The sequence below is a fragment of the Ferruginibacter yonginensis genome (genome assembly GCF_042651465.1).
GTDB lineage: Bacteria > Bacteroidota > Bacteroidia > Chitinophagales > Chitinophagaceae > Ferruginibacter > Ferruginibacter yonginensis.
This window is the reverse complement of sequence record NZ_JBHSCZ010000001.1, coordinates 1,126,367-1,147,475: the sequence shown is the minus strand read 5'-3', so window position 1 is coordinate 1,147,475 and position 21,109 is coordinate 1,126,367. Positions and strand designations below refer to the sequence as shown.

Annotated in this window: 23 protein-coding genes; 15 read left to right on the top strand and 8 right to left on the bottom strand. The window is 35.1% G+C overall.

Annotated elements, in window-relative coordinates:
• Window positions 1–23 precede the first annotated feature (23 nt).
• From ACFOWM_RS05010 to ACFOWM_RS04995, 4 genes are all read left to right on the top strand, one after another.
• Window positions 24–977, top strand: coding sequence for a ribose-phosphate pyrophosphokinase (locus ACFOWM_RS05010; protein WP_379707583.1), 954 nt, complete (start codon window positions 24–26; stop codon window positions 975–977).
• An 84-nt stretch (window positions 978–1,061) separates the two neighbouring features.
• Window positions 1,062–1,652, top strand: a complete 591-nt coding sequence (locus ACFOWM_RS05005) for a 50S ribosomal protein L25 (RefSeq protein ID WP_379707582.1) — start codon at window positions 1,062–1,064, stop codon at window positions 1,650–1,652.
• A 173-nt stretch (window positions 1,653–1,825) separates the two neighbouring features.
• Window positions 1,826–3,682 carry a membrane protein insertase YidC gene (gene yidC, locus ACFOWM_RS05000; RefSeq protein ID WP_379707581.1) on the top strand — a complete coding sequence of 619 codons (1,857 nt, stop codon included), beginning with the start codon at window positions 1,826–1,828 and terminating at the stop codon, window positions 3,680–3,682.
• Between the two features lie 112 nt (window positions 3,683–3,794).
• Window positions 3,795–4,454, top strand: a complete 660-nt coding sequence (locus ACFOWM_RS04995; RefSeq protein ID WP_379707580.1) for a hypothetical protein — start codon at window positions 3,795–3,797, stop codon at window positions 4,452–4,454.
• A 1-nt stretch (window position 4,455) separates the two neighbouring features.
• On the opposite strand, the gene ACFOWM_RS04990 is transcribed toward ACFOWM_RS04995, so the two are convergent.
• Window positions 4,456–4,806 (bottom strand): hypothetical protein, encoded by a 351-nt coding sequence (locus ACFOWM_RS04990; RefSeq protein ID WP_379707579.1) that lies wholly within the window; start codon window positions 4,804–4,806, stop codon window positions 4,456–4,458.
• 143 nt (window positions 4,807–4,949) lie between these two features.
• Here ACFOWM_RS04990 and ACFOWM_RS04985 point away from each other — a divergent pair, with 143 nt between their 5' ends.
• The 3 genes from ACFOWM_RS04985 to ACFOWM_RS04975 all read left to right on the top strand — a co-directional run bounded on the left by ACFOWM_RS04985 (window position 4,950) and on the right by ACFOWM_RS04975 (window position 8,029).
• On the top strand, window positions 4,950–6,371 hold the full coding sequence (locus ACFOWM_RS04985) for a tetratricopeptide repeat protein (RefSeq protein ID WP_379707578.1): 1,422 nt from the start codon (window positions 4,950–4,952) through the stop codon (window positions 6,369–6,371).
• Between the two features lie 75 nt (window positions 6,372–6,446).
• On the top strand, window positions 6,447–7,208 hold the full coding sequence (locus tag ACFOWM_RS04980) for a phosphosulfolactate synthase (protein WP_379707577.1): 762 nt from the start codon (window positions 6,447–6,449) through the stop codon (window positions 7,206–7,208).
• Between the two features lie 80 nt (window positions 7,209–7,288).
• Complete coding sequence (locus ACFOWM_RS04975) at window positions 7,289–8,029, top strand: shikimate dehydrogenase family protein (protein WP_379707576.1); 741 nt, start codon at window positions 7,289–7,291, stop codon at window positions 8,027–8,029.
• On the opposite strand, the gene ACFOWM_RS04970 is transcribed toward ACFOWM_RS04975, so the two are convergent.
• From ACFOWM_RS04970 to ACFOWM_RS04960, 3 genes are read right to left on the bottom strand one after another with little or no spacing between them, the layout of a single operon-like run.
• Window positions 8,026–8,457, bottom strand: a complete 432-nt coding sequence (locus tag ACFOWM_RS04970; RefSeq protein ID WP_379707575.1) for an acyl-CoA thioesterase — start codon at window positions 8,455–8,457, stop codon at window positions 8,026–8,028. The two genes, ACFOWM_RS04975 and ACFOWM_RS04970, sit on opposite strands and share 4 nt — an antisense overlap.
• The gene (gene rdgB, locus ACFOWM_RS04965) at window positions 8,450–9,031 is read right to left on the bottom strand and encodes an RdgB/HAM1 family non-canonical purine NTP pyrophosphatase (protein ID WP_379707574.1); all 582 of its coding nucleotides are present in this window, start codon (window positions 9,029–9,031) and stop codon (window positions 8,450–8,452) included. Before rdgB ends, ACFOWM_RS04970 begins: the two co-directional genes overlap by 8 nt.
• Window positions 9,032–9,040: 9 nt before the next feature.
• Window positions 9,041–9,613 (bottom strand): hypothetical protein, encoded by a 573-nt coding sequence (locus ACFOWM_RS04960; RefSeq protein ID WP_379707573.1) that lies wholly within the window; start codon window positions 9,611–9,613, stop codon window positions 9,041–9,043.
• Between the two features lie 52 nt (window positions 9,614–9,665).
• Between ACFOWM_RS04960 and ACFOWM_RS04955 the strand changes: the two genes are divergently transcribed.
• From ACFOWM_RS04955 to rpsG, 3 genes are all read left to right on the top strand, one after another.
• Entirely contained in the window at window positions 9,666–10,730 is a 1,065-nt protein-coding gene (locus tag ACFOWM_RS04955; RefSeq protein ID WP_379707572.1) for a branched-chain amino acid aminotransferase, read from the top strand.
• Between the two features lie 146 nt (window positions 10,731–10,876).
• A complete protein-coding gene (gene rpsL, locus ACFOWM_RS04950) occupies window positions 10,877–11,251 on the top strand; it encodes a 30S ribosomal protein S12 (protein WP_255157446.1) in 375 nt (124 codons plus the stop codon).
• A gap of 94 nt (window positions 11,252–11,345) precedes the next feature.
• Window positions 11,346–11,813 carry a 30S ribosomal protein S7 gene (rpsG, locus tag ACFOWM_RS04945; RefSeq protein WP_379707571.1) on the top strand — a complete coding sequence of 156 codons (468 nt, stop codon included), beginning with the start codon at window positions 11,346–11,348 and terminating at the stop codon, window positions 11,811–11,813.
• A 108-nt stretch (window positions 11,814–11,921) separates the two neighbouring features.
• Here rpsG and ACFOWM_RS04940 read toward each other — a convergent pair whose 3' ends face one another.
• Both ACFOWM_RS04940 and ACFOWM_RS04935 read right to left on the bottom strand, forming a co-directional pair.
• Complete coding sequence (locus ACFOWM_RS04940; RefSeq protein ID WP_379707570.1) at window positions 11,922–12,479, bottom strand: cupin domain-containing protein; 558 nt, start codon at window positions 12,477–12,479, stop codon at window positions 11,922–11,924.
• Window positions 12,480–12,553: 74 nt separating this feature from the next.
• Window positions 12,554–13,384: a helix-turn-helix domain-containing protein gene (locus ACFOWM_RS04935; protein ID WP_379707569.1), complete on the bottom strand. Its 831-nt coding sequence runs from the start codon at window positions 13,382–13,384 to the stop codon at window positions 12,554–12,556.
• A 236-nt stretch (window positions 13,385–13,620) separates the two neighbouring features.
• On the opposite strand from ACFOWM_RS04935, the gene ACFOWM_RS04930 reads away from it, so the two are divergent.
• Genes ACFOWM_RS04930 through ACFOWM_RS04920 form a run of 3 tightly spaced genes read left to right on the top strand, consistent with a single transcriptional unit; the run spans window position 13,621 to window position 17,411 of the window.
• Window positions 13,621–14,208, top strand: a complete 588-nt coding sequence (locus ACFOWM_RS04930) for a (2Fe-2S)-binding protein (protein ID WP_379707568.1) — start codon at window positions 13,621–13,623, stop codon at window positions 14,206–14,208.
• Window positions 14,205–15,182, top strand: coding sequence for an FAD binding domain-containing protein (locus tag ACFOWM_RS04925; RefSeq protein ID WP_379707567.1), 978 nt, complete (start codon window positions 14,205–14,207; stop codon window positions 15,180–15,182). The genes ACFOWM_RS04930 and ACFOWM_RS04925 overlap by 4 nt, the downstream gene beginning before the upstream one ends.
• Window positions 15,183–15,191: 9 nt before the next feature.
• The gene (locus ACFOWM_RS04920) at window positions 15,192–17,411 is read left to right on the top strand and encodes a xanthine dehydrogenase family protein molybdopterin-binding subunit (RefSeq protein ID WP_379707566.1); all 2,220 of its coding nucleotides are present in this window, start codon (window positions 15,192–15,194) and stop codon (window positions 17,409–17,411) included.
• A gap of 59 nt (window positions 17,412–17,470) precedes the next feature.
• Here the strand turns inward: ACFOWM_RS04920 and ACFOWM_RS04915 are convergent, their stop codons facing one another.
• Window positions 17,471–17,671, bottom strand: coding sequence for a hypothetical protein (locus ACFOWM_RS04915; RefSeq protein ID WP_379707565.1), 201 nt, complete (start codon window positions 17,669–17,671; stop codon window positions 17,471–17,473).
• A 597-nt stretch (window positions 17,672–18,268) separates the two neighbouring features.
• On the opposite strand from ACFOWM_RS04915, the gene ACFOWM_RS04910 reads away from it, so the two are divergent.
• The gene (locus ACFOWM_RS04910; RefSeq protein WP_379707564.1) at window positions 18,269–18,529 is read left to right on the top strand and encodes a hypothetical protein; all 261 of its coding nucleotides are present in this window, start codon (window positions 18,269–18,271) and stop codon (window positions 18,527–18,529) included.
• Between the two features lie 650 nt (window positions 18,530–19,179).
• The gene (locus ACFOWM_RS04905) at window positions 19,180–19,809 is read left to right on the top strand and encodes a DUF6624 domain-containing protein (protein WP_379707563.1); all 630 of its coding nucleotides are present in this window, start codon (window positions 19,180–19,182) and stop codon (window positions 19,807–19,809) included.
• Between the two features lie 209 nt (window positions 19,810–20,018).
• On the opposite strand, the gene ACFOWM_RS04900 is transcribed toward ACFOWM_RS04905, so the two are convergent.
• Window positions 20,019–21,026: a phytanoyl-CoA dioxygenase family protein gene (locus tag ACFOWM_RS04900; protein ID WP_379707562.1), complete on the bottom strand. Its 1,008-nt coding sequence runs from the start codon at window positions 21,024–21,026 to the stop codon at window positions 20,019–20,021.
• Window positions 21,027–21,109 lie beyond the last annotated feature (83 nt).

Here is a 21,109-nt window from a genome sequence, read left to right as displayed (position 1 = left end):
TTTATCATCTTACAAACTTTTTCATGCAATCTAACGTAAAAATTTTTTCAGGTACGGGTTCGCAATACTTAGCTGAAAAAATAGCCAAAAAATTTGGTGAACCTTTGGGTAAAGTAAATATTCAACGTTTTAGCGACGGCGAAATTGGAGTTGAGTTTCAAGAAAGTATTAGAGGTCGCTTTGTATTTTTAGTTCAAAGCACCTACTCACCATCAGATAATTTGATGGAATTATTGTTGATGATTGATGCTGCAAAACGTGCATCTGCCTACAAAGTGATTGCGGTTATACCATATTATGGTTTTGCAAGGCAAGATAGAAAAGATAGGCCTAGGGTGGCCATAGGCTCAAAATTAGTAGCCAATATGTTAACTGCTGCTGGTGCTGATAGGGTAGTAACCATGGATTTACATGCTCCGCAAATTCAAGGATATTTTGATATACCTGTTGATCACCTCGATTCTTCCGCCATATTCATCCCTTATATTGAAAGTTTAAATTTAGCAAACCTTACTTTTGCCGCACCTGATGTAGGTAGCGCCAACAGAATTAGAGAAATAGCCACTTACTTTGAATGTGAAATGGTGATTTGTGACAAACACCGTAAAAGAGCCAACGAAATTGCCAGCATGGTTGTTATTGGCGATGTTACTGATAGAGATATTGTATTGATAGATGATATTTGCGATACTGGCGGTACCCTTACCAAAAGCGCTGGGTTAATGAAAGAAAAAGGTGCTAGAAGCGTAAGAGCATTGTGTACACACCCTGTTTTAAGTGGTAAGGCTTACGAAAATATCGAAAACAGTGTGTTAGAAGAATTGGTGGTGTGTGATACTATACCCGTGAAACCAGGTTGCGATAAAATCAAAATATTATCGGTAGATGAACTGTTCGCAGTAGCCTTACGTAATGCCTACGAAAATAAAAGCATCAACAGCTTGTTTATTCGTGGAAGGGTTAGAGGCGCAAAATAGTAGTCATTGAACTGTATTACTTTGAAATAAATGCCAAAATGTGCAGGTAATGTATTACTTTTGCACCTCATAAAAAATTAGATAATGAAAACAATTAACATCGAAGGACAACTGAGGACCGAAAGCGGAAAAAAAGCCACCCGCCAAATTCGCTCTCAGAAATTGGTGCCGGGTGTAATTTACGGTGGTAAAACTGAAGTAAATTTTGCAGCTCCTGCATCTTCATTCAAAAGTATCGTGTATACTTCTGAATTTATGTTAGCTAAAATTACCGTTGATGGTAATAGCTACACTTGTATTTTGAAAGATTTACAATTTGATAAAGTAACAGATGTATTAACGCATGTTGACTTTTTAGAATTAGTAGATGATAAAAAAGTAATTGCTACTTTACCATTAAAGTACGTTGGTACACCTGCAGGTGTTAAAGCCGGTGGTAAATTGGTAACTAAAATGAAAGCGGTTAAAATTAAAACTTTACCTAAGTTTTTAAGAGAAAATATCGAAGTAGATATTACTGCTTTACAATTAAACGAAAACATTCGTGTAGAAGATATTAAAGCGGAAAACATGGAAATTATGAACTCACCTCGTATTCCTATTGCTTCTGTAACAATGACACGTCAATTGAAACAAGAAGAAGCAAATGCTGCAAAAGCAGGTGCTAAAAAATAATATCACCAAATAAACTTAAAAATGCCTTCTACAAAGAAGGCATTTTTTATAGGTAGTACAGCATAAACTTACCTACATTTGCACCCATAATGCCAATAAGGCAAAAAATAAATAGTGGATCATTGTTTGAACAACACATGATCTGTTTTAAATAAAAATTGAATACAATGGGAATGGATAGGAATACACTGATAGGGTTTGGCTTAATTGGAGCTTTACTCATTGGTATGTTTGTAATTAACAGTAAAAGCAAGCAAGCTTATGATAAAGAACAAGCTGCTATTGCAAAACGTATAGCTGATTCATTGGCTTTAATAAAGCCAAAAGTAGATTCAGTGGCGCTAAAACTTGATGCACAAAAAGCGGATTCTTTAAAATTGGCAAAACAAACAAGTGGCCTCTTGCAAGATACCGTAAAGCCTCAATCTGTTAGTATTGAAAACGATGTAGTTAAAATTACTTTTTCAACTAAAGGCGCACAACCAACTTTGGTAGAACTTAAAAAGTATAAAAAATTCGATAGCAGCCTAGTACAACTACAAGCAGGTAGTTTCAATAAATTTTCTTACGCTATTAAAAATGGTATAGGGGGTACTGCACAAACAGAAAACATCAACTTCATAGCAACTGCTGTTACCAAAAATGCTGATAATAGTCAAACCATATCATTTAAAACAGGCGATACATCAGGTACAAGATCATTGGTGCACCAATATACTTTGAAGCCAGGTGAATATATGCTCGACTTAAATATTATTACAACAGGTAATGATTGGTTCGATCAAAATGCCATGAATATTAACTGGCAATCAGAAGCAAGTCAAGTAGAAAAAGATCACAAATACGAACTTACACAATCACATGTTTGTTTTGTTACCAATGATAATTTTGATTTTGAATACGCTGCAAAGCCCGATTCAAAGGCATTTAGCAAAAGCGTTAATTGGGTTGCGGCCAAACAACAATTTTTTATTGCTGCATTAATTGCCAAAACTAAATTTGAATCAGGTTCAATGGAATGGAAAACACCTGCTGATTCATCAACCTACTTATTTAGAACAACCGCTAACTTAAAAGTAGCTGTACCTGCTGCTGCAAACGCTACTACAGCTTTACAGTTTTATTACGGACCAAGCGATTACAACATCTTAAAAAAATACGATAATCAATTACAAAATATTGTGCCTTATGGTACAGGTATTTTCTCTTTTGTAAAATATATCAATCGCTACTTTTTATTACCGGTGTTCGATTTCTTGCAAAACAACATTGCAAGTATGGGTATTGTAATTTTGTTAGTAACGCTTTTAATTCGTTTAATTACTTCGCCAATCTTATACAAAAGTTATTTGAGTGGAGCTAAAATGAAAGTGCTAAAGCCAGAAGTAGATGCATTGAAAGCTAAGTTTACTGACAAAACAGGCCAGCTTGATCAACAATCATTTAGCATGGAGCAAATGAAATTGTGGCGTACCGCAGGGGTGAGTCCTTTAGGTGGTTGCTTACCTGCATTGTTACAAATACCTATTTTTATGTCGTTATACTACTTTTTTCAAAGTAACATCGATTTACGAGGTAAAAACTTTTTATGGGCTAATGATTTAGCGTCGTACGATTCTATTTTAAAATTACCATTTGAAGTGCCTTTTTATGGCGACCATGTAAGTTTGTTTACACTTACAGCCGTAGCTACCAGTTTATTGATTTCTATTTATAGCATGAGTAATATGCAGGATAACAGTAATCCGCTTATGAAGTACATGCCTTATATTTTCCCGGTATTGTTACTAGGTGTGTTCAATAAATTGCCTGCAGCGTTAACTTGGTATTATACTGTATCAAATACGATTACATTGATATTGCAAATTGTGATTCAGAAATACGTTATTGATCACGATAAAATTTTAGCACAAATCAATGAAAATAGAAAGAAGCCTGTAAAGAAATCAAAAATTCAAGAAAAGGTTGAAGCAATGCAAGAGAGCCAACGTAAATTGCAAGAGCTGAAAAACAAAACCAATAAAAACTAATTAAGTTAAAATATTGTTACGAAGCTGCACTTTTATGAGTGCAGCTTTTTTATATTCAAGTTAGGAGGTATTTCGGCACACTATTTTATTATCTTTATTATAAACAAATACTATGTTCCAAAAATTTACATATTCAATTATTTTAAGTGGCTTAACCACTGGCTTATTTGCCCAAAAAATAATGAATGAAGGCGTAATAACGTATCAAATTGCCATTGAAAGTACTAAAGGTGAAAAGCAAGTAGCAAGCGCCTTAAATGGTGCTACCGTTACATTGTTTGTTACAAAAGATAGAAGTAGAACAGAAATGGTGAGCACTCCAGGTACTGAAACAACCGTTTTTGATAACAAAACCGGTACAGGTTATATTTTAAAAGAGTATAGCGGTCAAAAATTAATGATTACTACCACAAAAGCCAATTGGGAACAAAAAAATCAGTCGAACAGTGCTTTGAAATTTACGATTGATGATAATACCACCAACATATTGGGCTACAACTGTAAAAAGGCAGTGGCCACTGCTGATGGTAAACAATACACGGTGTATTTTGACCCATCAATTATAATTGCTAATAAAAATTATAATAATGCATTTCCCCAATTGCCAGGTTTACCAGTACAATACGAATTATCTTCAGGCAACTTAAACTTTAAATATAGTTTATTGAAATATAGTTTTGAAGGTATTTTAGCTTCAAAATTTGATGCTCCTAAAGCTGGATTTAGAACCATGACATACGAAGAGAACCAACAATTAAAAAGAGGAGAATAAATTAGTTAACCTTAATAATCAATTTTGTACCAGTATAACCTTGACGAACATCGGCTACTAAAATCTTTTGTTTGTAAGGTAATATGTACACACTACTACCTTTTTGGTAGGTAATAAAAGTGTTTGAATAAGTATTGGTACTAACCATATTTTTGGTATTCAAACTTCCGGTATAACTCATACCGTTTCTTAAATTGAAGTTGAGGTTAGATTTGAAGTTGTTAGTAGTTTTGATATTAATCACCACTTTGTTATTATTCTTATTCTTACCAACGCCTCTATCAGCAAAGGTTACATTCATTTGCAACGCAAACAAAACAGTGAATAATAATATTTTTGTGATTTTTTTCATAATCTAACTATAACAAATATAATTAATTTTATAATAAAACAAATTTATTTTCATACGAAATGTTATTTTTTAGTTGATAACTAGTTTGCATTAATTTTTTTATGCTATCGAATTGATTAAATTACATTATAGAATATTGACAGATGAAAAACGATAGGTACAGACATGATAGGGAGGAAATAAAAGAACTTTTAATTCAATACGATAACCTTCGCATGGGCCGCCCTAACTCATTTATAGAAAAAGAAGGTTTTGAACGTTTAATTGAATACTTTGACGATAAAGATCAATTACAAACGGCACTAGTGGTATGCGAATACGCTATTAACCAATATCCCAATACAGCATCTTTATTATTATTGAAAGCAAACTTGCTTGTAGTTACCAAACAATACAAAGAAGGGTTGTTATTGCTCGATGAATCGGAACTGCTTGACAATAGCGATAGCAATTTATACATTTTAAAAACAGAGGCATACTTAGCGCTCGATATGCAACAAAAAGCAGCCGAAGTATTAGAAAATGCCATTGAACTATTTGACGGCGATGATAAAATTGATTTGTTATTTGAATTAGCAGATGTTTACGACGATTACGAAAATTTTGAAAAAGTATTCGATTGTTTGGTTTTAATTCTCAAACAAGATCCTGCTAACGAAGAGGCTTTGTATAAAATTTGTTTTTGGACAGATTTTACCGGTCGTAATGAAGAAAGTATCACCCTTCACAAAGAAATCATTGAAGAACAACCATTTAATGAACTAGCTTGGTTTAACCTTGGCGCCGCTTACCAAGGCATTAAATTGCACGAAAAAGCTATTGATGCATACAGTTATGTAACGGCCATCAACGAAAAATTTGAGAATGCTTACCGCAATATGGGCGACGCCTATTTAAGGTTACGTAAATACAAAGAGTCTATTGAAATGTTAGAAAAGGTGTTGGAGCTTTCCATGCCAGAGCCCGTAATATATGAAGCAATTGGGCATTGTTACGATCGACTCGAAAAATTTGCACAAGCCCGTTTTTATTACAAAAAAGCCAGCCATTTAGATACGCAAGATGTACGCATGCATTATAAAATTGCATGTACTTATATGAATGAAGCAGCATGGCAAAGTGCTATAAAATGTTTGTATACCGCCTTAAAACCTAACCCAATGCAACCTGATTATAATTTGGCGTTAGGGCAATGCTACATGCAAATGAATAATATGGATGAAGCACTAACCTGTTTCGGTAATGTAGTACGTATGCGCCCAAAAAATGTAAGTGGGTGGACGGAATTATTGAAATGCCTCTTGCAAGCCAATCAGTTTGAAGAAGGTATTGAATATGCCCATTACGCCTACGAACAAACGGAACATAAACCCATTTTTCAATTTTATAAAAGCATGTTTTTGTTTGCCGCAGGTAAATCAAAAGAAGCTTTGCTAGTGTTAGAAAATGCCATGATGTTGGCACCAAAGTTTATAAAGAAATTTATACAACTCGATCCCCGTATCTTAAAAAACAAACAAGTAGTGGCTTTAATAGCCCGTTACAAGAAAAAGAGTAGTCGATAAGTTCTATAGGGTTTTTTATTTTACTTTAAATATATTTGCAAAAATTAAATTATTAGATCTGCAAAAATTGTATAAATGAATTTTAATCTCTCTCAAATGCCCGTTCGTACCAGTCAACCACGTACCAACGGTATAACAATGGTGATGGATAAAGGCCTAAGTGTTGAAGAAGCTAAAAACTTTATGAGTGTAGCTGGTCCGCATGTTGATATTGTAAAATTAGGATTTGGTACCGCCTTTGTAACCCCCAATTTGAGAGATAAATTAGCCGTGTATGCAGCGCATAATGTACCTGTTTATTTTGGTGGTACTTTGTTTGAAGCGTTTGTAATTCGCAATCAATTTGATGATTATATAGCTATGTGTAAAGATTTTGGTGTTACACATATGGAAGTGAGTGACGGTTCAATCACCATACCACATACTGAAAAATGTGGCTATATTGAAAAACTCATTAAACATGGTACTGTATTAAGTGAAGTAGGTAGTAAAGATGCTGCTCATATTATACCGCCATATAAGTGGATAGAATTGATGAGTGCCGAATTAAGTGCTGGTGCAAGTTATGTAATTGCAGAGGCTCGTGAAGCTGGTAATGTTGGTATTTATAGAGGCTCAGGTGAAGTACGTGAAGGGTTGGTGCAAGAAATTTTAACCCAAATACCAGCCGAAAAAATATTATGGGAAGCACCTCAAAAAGCACAACAGTTATACTTTTTAGAATTAATTGGTTGTAATGTTAACTTAGGTAATATTGCGCCTTCAGAAATGATTGCTTTAGAAGCCATGCGTATTGGCTTAAGAGGAGATACTTTTTCGTTTTATTTAGATAAGTAATGCATTTTTAAACAATATTTTAAAAACCTTTTTGTGTATACAAGCAAAAAGGTTTTTTATTTTGATAAACATTCCGCAATATGCAACTATATGGCTTAATTGGATATCCGCTTGGGCACTCGTTTTCAAAGCAATATTTTACACATAAGTTTCAAACGGAACACATTAAAAATGCTCAGTTTGAATTATATCCATTAACCAGCATTACTGCATTACCTAACCTTTTATTACAAACGCCACAGCTGAAAGGGTTAGCCGTAACCATTCCTTATAAAGAGGCTGTAATGCCTTACTTAACGCATATAAACGATACGGCTTTACAAATTGGTGCCGTTAATTGCATTACCATTAATGATGGTGAATTAACCGGGTATAATACGGATGTTACTGGCTTTGAGCAATCATTACAACCCCTTTTACAACCTTACCATAAAAAGGCCTTGGTATTAGGTACAGGCGGTGCAGCAAAAGCGGTTCAATTTGTATTGAATAAGTTAGGTATTGATTATGTAATTGTTAGCAGATCAAAACAGCAGCATAAAAATAGCATCACCTATAATGATATTGATAAAACCATACTACAACAGTACTTACTTATCATCAATTGCACACCACTAGGTATGCACCCAAATGTTAGCTCATTACCGGCTATACCATACCAATACTTAACGCCACAGCATTTGTTGTATGATTTAGTATACCAGCCTGCCGTCACTGCTTTTTTACAACAAGGTTTACATCAACACACATTGGTAAAAAATGGGTATGATATGTTGGCCATTCAGGCAGAAGCCAATTGGCAAATTTGGAACAATATTTAATGACTTAAAAACTTTTTAAAGGCAGCAGGTATAGCTACAACTTTCTTGGCTGTATAGTCATAACATACCATACCTGTTTTGGCTTGCGCTACTGTAACGGTAATGCCATTACGAACAGTGGTTATTTGGTAATATATTTCAAAGCTAACGCTGGTAATACCATCCACTGATATTGAGAAATCAAGTATATCGCCATAAAACGATTCGCTTTTATATGCAACTGCTAAATCGCCCATTATTAGTGCAGCACCTTTTACATCTAGTTCACTAAAACCGCCAAACGTAAGCCATTGCATTCTTGCTTCATGCACCATACTTACCAATGCATCATTACCCACATGGTTACCATAATTTACATCTGTAATGCGTACTGGTATTTGTGTTGAAAATAGGCTGGGGGTGGCAATATCAATTTTTACTCTAGCCATGGTATTGGTTTAAAAAATCTATTAATTGTTGCAATGCTTTTTTACGATGACTGTACTGTCCTTTTTCGGCAATATCCATTTGAGCAAATGTTTTATTACTTCCATTAGGTACAAACACCGCATCATACCCAAAACCTTGGGTGCCTATTTCGGTATCAATAATACGGCCTTCGCAAATACCGGTAAAAAAATATTGTTCGTTGTTTAAAACCAAACAAATAACCGTTTTAAATTGTGCACTACGTTCAGCAATGCCTTCCATATTTTTTAACAACAAGGCAATGTTTTTTTTATGATCCGCTTTATCACCTGCATACCGAGCACTTCTTACCCCTGGTGCTCCATGTAAAGCCGCTACCTCAAGGCCTGTATCTTCACTAAAACAATTTTGTTGGGTTAGTTGATGAATAACCGTGGCTTTTTCAATGGCGTTGGCAATTAACGTATCATGTGGTTCAGGTATATCAATATCAATACCTGCATCTTTTAAAGTAATAATTTGCAACCCATCTGTAAGGGCAGCACTTATTTCTTGTACTTTATGTTGGTTATTGGTAGCAAAAATTAATTGCATGGGAATGTATTAAGCAATGGAAAATATTTTTTTAAGGGCAGCCCACAATAACTTTTTTTGAGCAACATCAGCCGCTATAGCTTTAAACGTTGGGGTTACCAAAAACTGTTGTTGATGATAGGCTTGTACCTGATAATGAGGTATCTGCAAAGGAAATCCATATTGTGCTGGCGTAGTGCCAGCAAATATTAAAATAGTTGGGGCAAACTGTTCTATAATGGCTGCTTGTTGTATACCACTGTAGGGATGGGTATTAATGACTGCCACATCAGCCATTGATACACTACAAGCACTCAACACATTAATTAAAAAACTCAAACTTTCATCATCTAAAAAGGCATTATCAGCATCTGCTACTGCTATTAAAATATGCCTGCCATTATTACCCAAGTATTTTATTTTTTCAACAGGGCTTATAGTAGCGTTTTGAATAAGATTTTTTTCTTGTATAGAGTTGTTGTTTGAACTGACGGTATTTTCGTCGTTTTTTAGATAATTTTCAATATTCGACGTATTTACTAAGGTGTTTTTATATAAATCACTTATGGTAGTCGTTGACAATTTTATATTATCTAAACTCATACTGTCTTTTTTGCTGGTAAAATTTCGTTTCTTTGCAGCAAAATTAATCATTATGATTGCAGCTGCAGATTTTAATATAACAAAGATAGAAAGGAGCAAGTTGAACGATATCAATTTAGAAAATATTCCTTTCGGTAAATACATGACGGATTACATGTTGGAAGCAGATTATGAAGATGGTGAATGGAAAAACGTGGAAATTAAACCGTACCAACCTTTGTTAATGGCGCCATCGTTAGCGGCTATTCATTATGGTCAAGCTATTTTTGAAGGTGTAAAAGCTTACAAGAATGACGCTGGTGAGCCATATATTTTTAGACCACTCGATAACTTTAAACGTTTCAACGCATCGGCAGAAAGAATGCAAATGCCTACCGTTCCTGAAGAAATTTTTATGGAAGGCATGAAACAATTAGTGAAGTTAGATGCTAATTGGATACCTGAAAAAGTAGACCACTCCCTATATATTCGTCCGTTTATGTTTAGTACCGATGAAACCATTGGTGTTAAACCAAGTGATAAATACAAATTCATGATCATTTTAAGCCCTACGGGTCCTTATTATGCTACCCCTATGCGTATTTATGTGGAAGAGCAATATGTACGTGCCGTGCCAGGTGGTATTGGTTTTGCAAAAGCCGCTGGTAACTATGGTGGTGCAATGTATGCAACTGCACAAGCAAAATTAAAAGGGTACGATCAAGTTTTGTGGACAGACGCTTACGAGCACAAATATGTGCAGGAGTGTGGTACTATGAACGTTATCTTCATTATTGGTAACACAGCCATTACACCTGATTTAGAATCGGGTACTATTTTGAAAGGCGTTACAAGAGACAGTGTAATCACTATTTTAAAGGAAATGGGCCTAACGGTAGAAGAAAGAGCCTTAAATATTGATGAAGTTATTGAAGCCCATAAAGCAGGTACTTTAAAAGAAGTATTTGGTACAGGTACGGCTGCAACCATCTCTTTAATTAAAGAGTTGCGTTATAAAGATTATGTAATGGAATTTGATACCGCTACATTACAAGTAGCACCTAAAGTGAAAGAAACTTTGAACAACATTCGTTACGGTAAAGTAGCAGATACCCACGGGTGGATGGTAAAATTGTAATTTTTCTTGATTGATTATTGATAAAAAGCCTTCAGAAATGAAGGTTTTTTATTTTATTTGAAAAAAAATGCAGATTTTCCGAAGTTTTATTTCCTTTTTTGAAAACTTACTCCTACCTTTGCCGTCCGAAAAAAAAGGTTATATAAATGCCAACTATACAACAACTGGTAAGAAAAGGAAGAGAAATTATTAAGGCTAAAAGCAAGTCTAGAGCATTAGACGCTTGTCCTCAACGCCGTGGAGTATGTACGAGAGTATACACTACTACGCCTAAAAAGCCAAACTCTGCGTTACGTAAAGTAGCAAAAGTACGTTTGACTAATAAAATTGAGGTTATCGCTTACATTCCGGGTGAAGGTCACAACCTACAAGAGCATAGTATCGTTTTGATACGTGGTGGTAGGGTAAAAGATTTACCAGGTGTACGTTATCACATCGTACGTGGTTCATTAGATACTGCAGGTGTGAAAGATCGTAAGCAAAGCCGTAGTAAATATGGTACTAAAAAAGCTAAGAAATAAGTAGCTTTTTAACAACGTAATTATTCATTAAACATAGGGTTGAGTAAAGTTTTAAACCTTGAAGAAATTCAGCCCCCAAATTAAAAATTAAGCAATGCGTAAAGCACAAGCCAAAAAGCTCCCTTTAGCACCCGATCCAAAGTTTAACGACAAATTGGTAACTCGTTTCGTTAACAACTTAATGTGGGAAGGTAAAAAAAGTGGTGCGTTCAACATCTTCTACGATGCGTTAGATAAAGTAGCGAAAATTACAGGTGAAGATGGATACGAAGTATGGAAAAAAGCATTAAGTAACATCACTCCAGGTGTTGAGGTAAGAAGTCGCCGTATTGGTGGTGCTACTTTCCAAATTCCTTCTGAAGTACGTCCTGATAGAAAAATTTCTTTAAGTATCAAATGGATGGTACGTTACAGCCGTGAAAGAAACGGTCGTAGCATGGCAGATAAATTAGCAAACGAAATTGTAGCTGCAAGTAAAGGTGAAGGTGCATCTTTCAAAAAGAAAGAAGATACACACCGTATGGCAGAAGCCAACAAAGCATTTGCTCACTTTAGAGTTTAAGCTTCATAAAATAGTAATAAAAAAGCCATTCAATTTTGAATGGCTTTTTTATTACCTATATAAAACGGTTGTATCATTAAAATTTTTTGATAGCAACATATCGATGGCTTAAAAGGCTAAGGGAGCACCTACTACTTTCATATCATGCTGAGCAAACAACGCAGCGCCTTCAGCCGCACTTGGTGGTGCTTTTAACCTACCCAATGCTTCAAAAAAAACTTCCATTTTACCAGCAGGTTGAAACATAAAGTATAAATGACCAGTATCAGATAGCTGTGCAAATGTATGCGGTACCGTTCTAGGTAAAAAAATGGTATCACCTGCTTGTAAACGATGCTGCTCATCACCTACTTGAAAAAGATACGTTCCTGCTACCACAAAAAAAATTTCATCTTGGTGCGGATGTACATGTAATGGTGGTCCACCCTTTTCTTTACCGATATACTCAAAAATCGCCAAATCACCATTAGTATCTTTACTAGCAACTTTTACATTGTTGGCATTTTTGCCACCCAACATTACCTCATTGCCTGTTTTGCTGCTGCCAGCTTTAACAACAAACCCTTTATTGGGGCGTTTGGGTGGTAAGTTACCAGCCATACTTTTACCAAATAAAACCGCAGGTATTGCAGCTGCAGTACTCCATAAAAACTGTTTTCTTTTCATTTTAAATAGCTTATTTGTACTACACAAATATCGATTGCGTAATGAAGCTGATGGTGGTAAAAAAACGACAATTTTTAATAGGTATCTGCCTCACCAAAAAGTCTTTCGGGGGCAGCACTATCCATTTCATGAAAAGCATTGGGTAATTGTTGGGTAAGGGTTTTATAGTCTTTTGCCAAATGTTGATAATCATGATAGCCACAGCGTATGGCTATAGATAACCAATCTAATGAAGGGTACTTGTTTTTTAATCGAAATGCATGTTCAAAGCGTACAATTTTTTGGTAGTATTTCGGTGAAACACCCATTCTTTCCACAAACTTACGCTCATATTGGCGCAAGCTCAAACATGCTGTTCGTGCTTGTTGTTCAATAGTAAAAGCATCGTGTAACGTTAAAAGTTTTGGCGCAACCATATCAATAGGGTGTGTAACCAACTTGGTTTTGTATAACTGTTGTTTTAAATACTGCTCTACAATGCTAACCATTGTTTGTTCATTTTGAGCTTCAAACAATTGTTCATTAACACAGGTAATATCTTTCGAAAATATTAAGGAAGCATCTAAATAACAATTATTCAAAAGGGCGGCAGGTATGCCTGTCATTTTAAATAAACCTCCGGGAGCAAATACAACTTGAAATACTAAGAAATTATGGCCAACAAACCGGTGGGTTACGCCTGTTTGCTGTCCCATCACCACGGTACGTAACTTACTAAAACTAGTGCCTTCGTTTATATAGGTAACGGTTTCTGTGTCTTTAGGGTAAAAACTTAAACATTGTTCTGGCCGAGGTGGATACGCTTTAAAAGGTAAATCATGGCCCTTAATTTCGAATTGCACAATACGGTACACCCTCACATAAGGGCTTAAATATAAACTGGGTGTAAATTCAGATAATACCATACAATATAATGCTATTACTAAGTTAAGTGAATCATACTTTAAACTGAAAACCTTGCTATTCCGTAAACACTTTTTTTGCTTTAAAAATCGAAAATTATTAAAGGGTGAACTGCGTTTATATCGATTCAACAGCCGCTGTAATTGATTGAATATGTTGAAATGCAAGTTGATTGTTTTAAAAAAAATAGTACATGCTTTATCATACTTATTTGGTAAATTGTTACAAATATTATGGTATGGAAAAACAATCCTTCTCCCGAAGGTTCTTCTTAAAGTCAGTATCTGTGGTGGGTGCGGTATCGTTGATACCATCAAAAGTGAAAGCACTCTATGAGGAAGTAAAAAATTATTTTGTTCCTCCCAAAGAGGTGATACCCCTCACCATCAACATCAATAAAAAGCCTTATACCATTAGTGCTGATACCCGTGCTACCCTTTTAGATGTGTTAAGAGAACAATTGCATTTAACGGGTACTAAAAAAGGTTGCGATCACGGACAATGCGGTGCTTGCACCGTTCATATTGATGGCGAAAGGGTATTGAGTTGCCTTACGTTAGCTGCCATGTTGCCCGGTAAAAATGTTACCACTATTGAAGGACTTGCAGATGGTGATACTTTACACCCCATGCAACAAGCGTTTATTGAATGCGATGGTTTTCAATGTGGGTATTGTACACCGGGGCAAATTATGTCGGCCGTGGCCTGTGTTAAAGAGGGGCACACCAAATCAGTTGCTGAAATAAAAGAATTTATGAGTGGTAACCTTTGTCGCTGCGGCGCTTATAACGGTATTGTTGAATCTATTCAAAAAGTAGCCATATGAAACCATTTGTATTTAGTAAACCAACCAATGTTCGGCAAGCCCTTACCAAAAAAACGGCTGCTACACAATATATTGCAGGTGGCACCAATTTGGTCGATTTAATGAAAAAAGCCATTGCTACACCTGATGTAGTTATTGATGTTACACAATCGTTATCAAACCAAATTGAACGAACAACTAAGGGCATTCGTATTGGTGCTATGGTACGCAATAGTGCCCTACACCAACACCCAATTGTGGTGGCTCAATTTCCTTTAGTAGCCAAAGCAGTATTAGCAGGTGCTTCTCCTCAAATACGCAATATGGCTTCAACAGGAGGCAACTTATTGCAACGAACTCGTTGTCCTTATTTCTACGATATTGTATCGCCTTGTAACAAACGTACGCCAGGTAGTGGATGTAGTGCCCTTACTGGCGATCAACGCATGGCAGCAATTGTAGGCTACAGCGATCAATGTGTTGCAGTGCATCCATCAGACCTTTGTGTGGCTTTAGCTGCATTAGATGCCAATGTAATCATAACTGATAAAAGCAATAACCAACGTACCATTGCTTTCAATAATTTTCATCGCTTACCGGGTAATAACCCTGCAGCTGATAATAATTTACCTGAAGGGGCTATCATCAATGCCATTGAAATACCCGATAATCCTTTTAATAAACATTACAGTTATGTAAAAGTTCGTGATCGTGATTCATATGCATTTGCATTAATATCAGTAGCAGCAGGGTTACAATTAAACGGTAATACCATTGTAGCAGCCACACTTGCATCTGGTGGTGTAGCACACCAACCTTGGCGCTGGAACAAAGCAGCAGCATTTTTAAAAGGAAAAGCAGCAACCGCTGCTAATTTTACCGCTGCCGCTACTATTGCGGTGAGTGAAACCAAGGCCTTGGCCAATAATGGTTTTAAAACGTTGATGTTGCAAGGCGCTATTGAAACAGCCCTACAAAATTGTTTAACTGTATAACTTTTTTATATGGAATTTTTTGATGAATATGTTGATATGCCTACACCTCCGCCAGAAGGTAGGGTAGAAGCCATGGCAAAAGTAACAGGTAAAGGTAAATATGCTGCCGAGTACCAATTGCCGAACATGTGTTACGGCGTTTTTGTAACGAGTACTATTACAGCAGGTACCATTAAAACCATTCAAACGGCCAATGCTAAAATGGCTGATGGCGTAATTGATATTATTACCCACCTCAACAAACAAACGGTACCTGGTTTGGCTGATGAAGCTGCTATTAAAGCCAGTAGGTTTAGTTTGCCTATTTTTCATACCGATAAAATATTTTTTAAAGGTCAACCTATTGCATTGGTTATTGCAGCAACTTTTGAAGAAGCTACCTATGCTGCTTCATTGGTTACAGCCGAATACAATGAAACGAATTTTGTAGTTGACTTTGATAAAGCCCATGCCAACGTACCATTAAAACCTGCTGGTAAAGATAGGGGCAATATCGATGCCCTGCAACTAGCAAGTGTACAAGTATCAGGTACTTACACCATTAAAAATGAAGTGCATAACCCAATGGAAATGCATGCCACTATTGCTCATTGGCAAGATGATGGTAAGTTGCTTTTGTACGATAAAAACCAAGGGGTAAACAATGTGCAAAGGGTATTTGCTGGCTTATACAAAATGCCTGTTGATAATATACAAGTAGTGAGTGAATTTGTTGGTGGTGGCTTTGGTTCAGGTTTAAAAGTATGGCCCAACACTTTGGCAGCTGCTATGGCAGCTAAACAAGTAAAGCGACCAGTGAAAGTAGTATTAACTCGTCCGCAAATGTTTACATTGGTAGGGTACCGACCAGCATCATGGCAAAAACTAGTGATAGGTGCAGATGCTACCGGTAAGTTTACTAGCTTATGGCACCAAGCCAAGCACAGTACCTCCGTGTACGATAATTTTAACGAAGGCATTACTCGAATATCAAGGTTGGTGTATAACATCGAAAACCTTAAAACAGAATCAGCCATTGTACCACTCAACCTCAGTACACCTACATGGATGCGGGGGCCAGGTGACTGTACAGGTGCCTTTGCAGTGGAAAGTGCCATTGATACATTGAGTTACCAATTACAGCAAGATCCTGTTGCTTTGCGTTTAAAAAACCTAGCATTGAAAATAGATCCTGATAGTGGTAAACCTTGGAGCACTCATTATATTGATGAATGTATTACCAAAGGTGCCAGCATGATTCAATGGCAAAATAGGCCCGCTACACCAGGTACTTTAACCGAAGGCGATTGGAAAATAGGATACGGCATGGCAGTAGGTATGTGGAATGCAGGCCGAACCAGCGCTAGTGCTAGTATACAAATGACAAAAGATGGAACGGTAGTGGTACAAACCGCCATGACGGATATTGGTACGGGCACGGGCACCGGTGTACAAAACATGGCATACAGTACATTGGGTATTGATAAAGAAAAAATTAAAGTAGAACTCGGCAACTCTAACCTACCTCCAGCGCCTAGTCAAGGTGGCAGCACGGGCTTATCATCTATCAGCGGTGCTATAGTAGCGGTATGCAATCAGTTAAAAACAAAATTAGCCACATGGGCTGTTGAACAAAACACCGCTTTCAAAACCGTAGGGGTTGACGAACTCGTATTAACCAACGATGCCATAACTATAAAGGCACAACCTTCGGTAAAAGTATTGTTTGCTGATATTTGGCGTAAGAATAATTTAGAAGTGGTAGAAGTAATGGCCACTGCCGCCCCGGGTGAAGAAAGAAAACAATTTGCATTTGCCTCATCTGCCGCTCATTTTTGTGTAGTGAAAGTAAACACCAAAACAGGTAAAGTAAAAATGCACAAAATGGTGTGTGTGGCCGATGGTGGTACTATTGTAAATCAAAAAGCAGCAGCCAATCAAATATCAGGTGCTTGTGTTGGCGGTATTGGTATGGCATTAACTGAATACCAAACCATTGATGCAACATTGGGCACGGGTATAGGCAACGATTTTGGTGCATATCATATTCCTGTAAATGCTGATGCCCCCATAATTGAAGTGGCTTTTATTGGTAAGCCAGATGTCAATAGCAACCCATCGGGTTCAAAAGGGTTGGGTGAAGTAGGTATCATTGGTGCCGCAGCTGCCATAGCCAACGCTATATACAATGCTACAGGTAAGCGTATATACGATTTACCGATTACGCCAGATAAAATATTGATGGCTTAATAATTCATATAAACATTGAATTACGACCGTTACATTAAAAAAATGTACGGTCGTTTTTTTTATGAAGTAGCATCATCTTTATGGTTAATACGCTTTAGCATTAAATAAAACAACACTATCAAACAAATAGCATATACCAATGCCAAGCCGGGTTTTTGAATGCTGAAATTACTAAAGTTGATAAGTTTCCATAATGCAGCTGCAATAATAATAAATATGATGATAAGGGGAAATGAAATGGGGTTGCGTTTACGTGACATGATTTTTTATTGTAAATAGATTAGTTGTAAAAGTATTGTTTGTTTAAAATCTACATAAATCTATTTTTATTACTACAATCAACTAATGTATACAAAATATTAATTTTTATTTTCGACTTATAAAAATATTAAACATTTACAAAGTAGTTCAAGCTAAATCTAATACAAAAGATGTATTTCTACATATTTTACTAAATATCATTTACAATCTGTTATCAGCTCTTTATAACTTTATAGTATTGAATAGTAAATAGGCGGAAGTAATAATACAATTTTATTATTTATTCCACAGCGCCTCAAATCTGTTGGAAGTTGTTAATAAAAAGGAATATGAAAACTATTAAAAATTTATCGTTTTTTGTTTTGGTCTGTACTATTATTTCATGTGTTAAATAAAATTCTTTTGACAATTCAATTGATTCTTTTAAAACCGATATCAATCTATAAAGTATTACAGATAATATTATAGAGTATAAATCTGCATTAAAATCAAATAATTTTAATGATATAAAAAACTCACTAGATATAATAGTTAGCGCTTCAAAGATTTTATGCAAAAAATACAGTGAAGCTAAGGTTGAAGAATATTTTAAAATATTGATACAAATAGAAAGGAAGGAGAAAAATGACGATGCAAATTCAATAAATTCTTTTATTTATTTTGGTGATAAATGTCATCGAAATACAAATGGAACAGTTAATGCGGATGACTGTAATTTTTGGGAAAATATTTCTGTAGCTGTTTCTTCAGCAATACACTGTAGTCCCCCTACTTCAACAGTAGGCTCTCCTGCAACTCAAGCAGAAATAAATGCTTATTATGATTGTGTACAAGAGAGAATTTGTAAAAATTGTTAAAAAAAATATTATGAATAATAAAGTAAAAATTATTTCTGTATCGATATTTATTTTGATTACGATTATGTCAATGGTATTAATTAGATCTTACAGTAAAGTAAAAGAAACTACCAAGCTCACTCCAGAAGAATATAGAAAAATTCATTGATTGTAATATTTAATTACAACGGTCTTTTATTTTATAATATTTATTTCTTGCATAAGCAATGCAAGAAAGTTTTTTTTGATTGCAGTTTAAATAATTTATGACACTGTAATTTTTTATCAGACATTATGTAATAAATTGGACATCACAATAATGTAAAGCTATTGTTAACTCAGTAAATACTTCTTCAAAATTTTAATAATTAATCTACCGTTTTTAAATACGATCAATTCGATTTTTTCAATACTTTTAAAACAATTACAAGGATTTACTAATTTTAAAAAGTATTTTGATTTTATAGTATTTTTTAAAATTTATTTATAACTAATATTATCAGAAACGAAATATTATCATTGTTCTTCAAATAATATAATGCTTAAAATTTTGTTTAAAGTATTCAAAATCTCATTAATAGGGTTTATTTTTATTAGCAATAGTTTTTGCTAGTTGCCAATCTAAAGAGGTTAAAGCATATCAAAAAGCCAAAGCTGAACATGAAAAAAGAATGGAATTAATTCAGTCTTTTAAAGATCCATATTTTGATAAAGTGAATGACACTATGAAAAAGTGGATACCTATATTTAAGTCAGTTTTTATAGATGATCAAAAAAATAGAATACTAGGTTACGGATTCACAAAGAAAGGTTGGAAAGAACAACAAAAAATTGATGCCCAAAACTTAAAAATTGTAACTGCATTTCTTGATAAATATAAATGGCCCACTATTAATGATGTTGGTATTTTTGGTCAACGAACCATAGGAATAGTTATACAACATGCGCCATTACAAATACAAGAAAAATATTACCCTTATTTAGTTGATGCTTACAAAAAAGATCCACAATTATTTGAAACACTGGCTTTACTTGAAGATAGAATTAATGTAAGCAATAATAGGTTTCAATATTACGGAACACAATTAGCTTATTATAAAGGAGAACAAGTGCTTTATCCTGTATATAATATCGATAGCCTCGAAACATGGCGTAAAAGAATTGGTTTTAAAATATCTATTGAAAATTATTTCAAATTGCTCAGGTCAAATTGGAATATTCAAGAGTATAAAAGTATGTTACCTGACTTAATTAATAATTTTAAAGTAACCAATGAAATGGGTATTCATTACAACTTTTAAGCATAGTTACTTTGCAAGTTTTTTATTGAATGATTAATGTTTCACTAGTTGTTTTAAGTTAATTTTTTATAATAAAAACTAGTTTATTACCATTTTATTTTCAGCTTAGGTACTCTCTAAAAGAAATTTATTAAATGCACGTATTTGTTTGGTGGCGGTACTTACCAAAGCAAATGTTGGTTTGATATGATATTAGTATTGGTAAATAATCAAATCCAACTATCGGCTACTTTTTGTAAAGGATCATACCAATTAATATATTGTACCAACCTTGGTGTAGTGGCTTTATTGGCGCTACTACTGTGGGGCAACAAATGGTTCCAAATAATGAAATCGCCAGCATTGCCTGCAATGGCTACTTTTTCAAAAGCGGTAAAATCATCATCACGAGGGTGTGTATCTTTCGAATAATGATACAGCCAATCTGAAATTTGATGATGAAACCCTGGTACCACTGTTAAGGCGCCTTGGTGGGCAGCTGTATCAGTTAAATATAAAATACCTTGTGTGCCAAAGGGAATGGGCTGGGCCAAACTTACATCCCAATGCAAACCAATACCACGGTAGGTATAAGCTGCTGTTTCAGGCGGATTAAAACCACATTTATCTGTAGTTACTACCAAGCCCTCATGCCCCCATAATTGTTGAAATGCTTTTTTTATAACAGGGTTATTTCTGTTAGCATCAATGGCGGCATGCCTGTATAAAGGCACCATAATACCTTGTACAGCGTCACTAGCTTGGTACCAACTATTGCTATCTGCAGCATCCATCTGTAAATATTTCCAAATAGCATCACATGCTGCTGTGCAGTCTTCTTTTGATACGGCATTTTTAATGATAACGTAACCATGTGTATCCCAAAAATCCAAATCTTCCTCAGATAGTACCGCTTCATTGGTAGGTATTGCTGAAGTTAGCGTTGCACTAAATAATTGTTGACATTGTGCAATAGTAGTTGCAGTTAGGTTGCCGCTATTTTGAGCCAAAATCCATTGTTCAAATGCAGCAAAGCTAGGTTGTTGGGTATGTAAAAACTGATAAGTTGGTAACAAGCCAACCCCCAATATATCTAACAAGATATGGTTCAAAGAAGGGTTGTAAGTTATATTATCAGCAATGCCCAATAGTGTATGTTGCCAAAGTGATTTTAAATGAGCGTAACACTCTGCACCTAATGCCATCAAAGCATCAATATTGTTTGGATGTTTATCCATACACAAACTAGTTTTTTTCTAAATATAAACTAATAAAATAAGTTGTTGTATATGTATTTACCTATTAGTTTATAAATTGATGA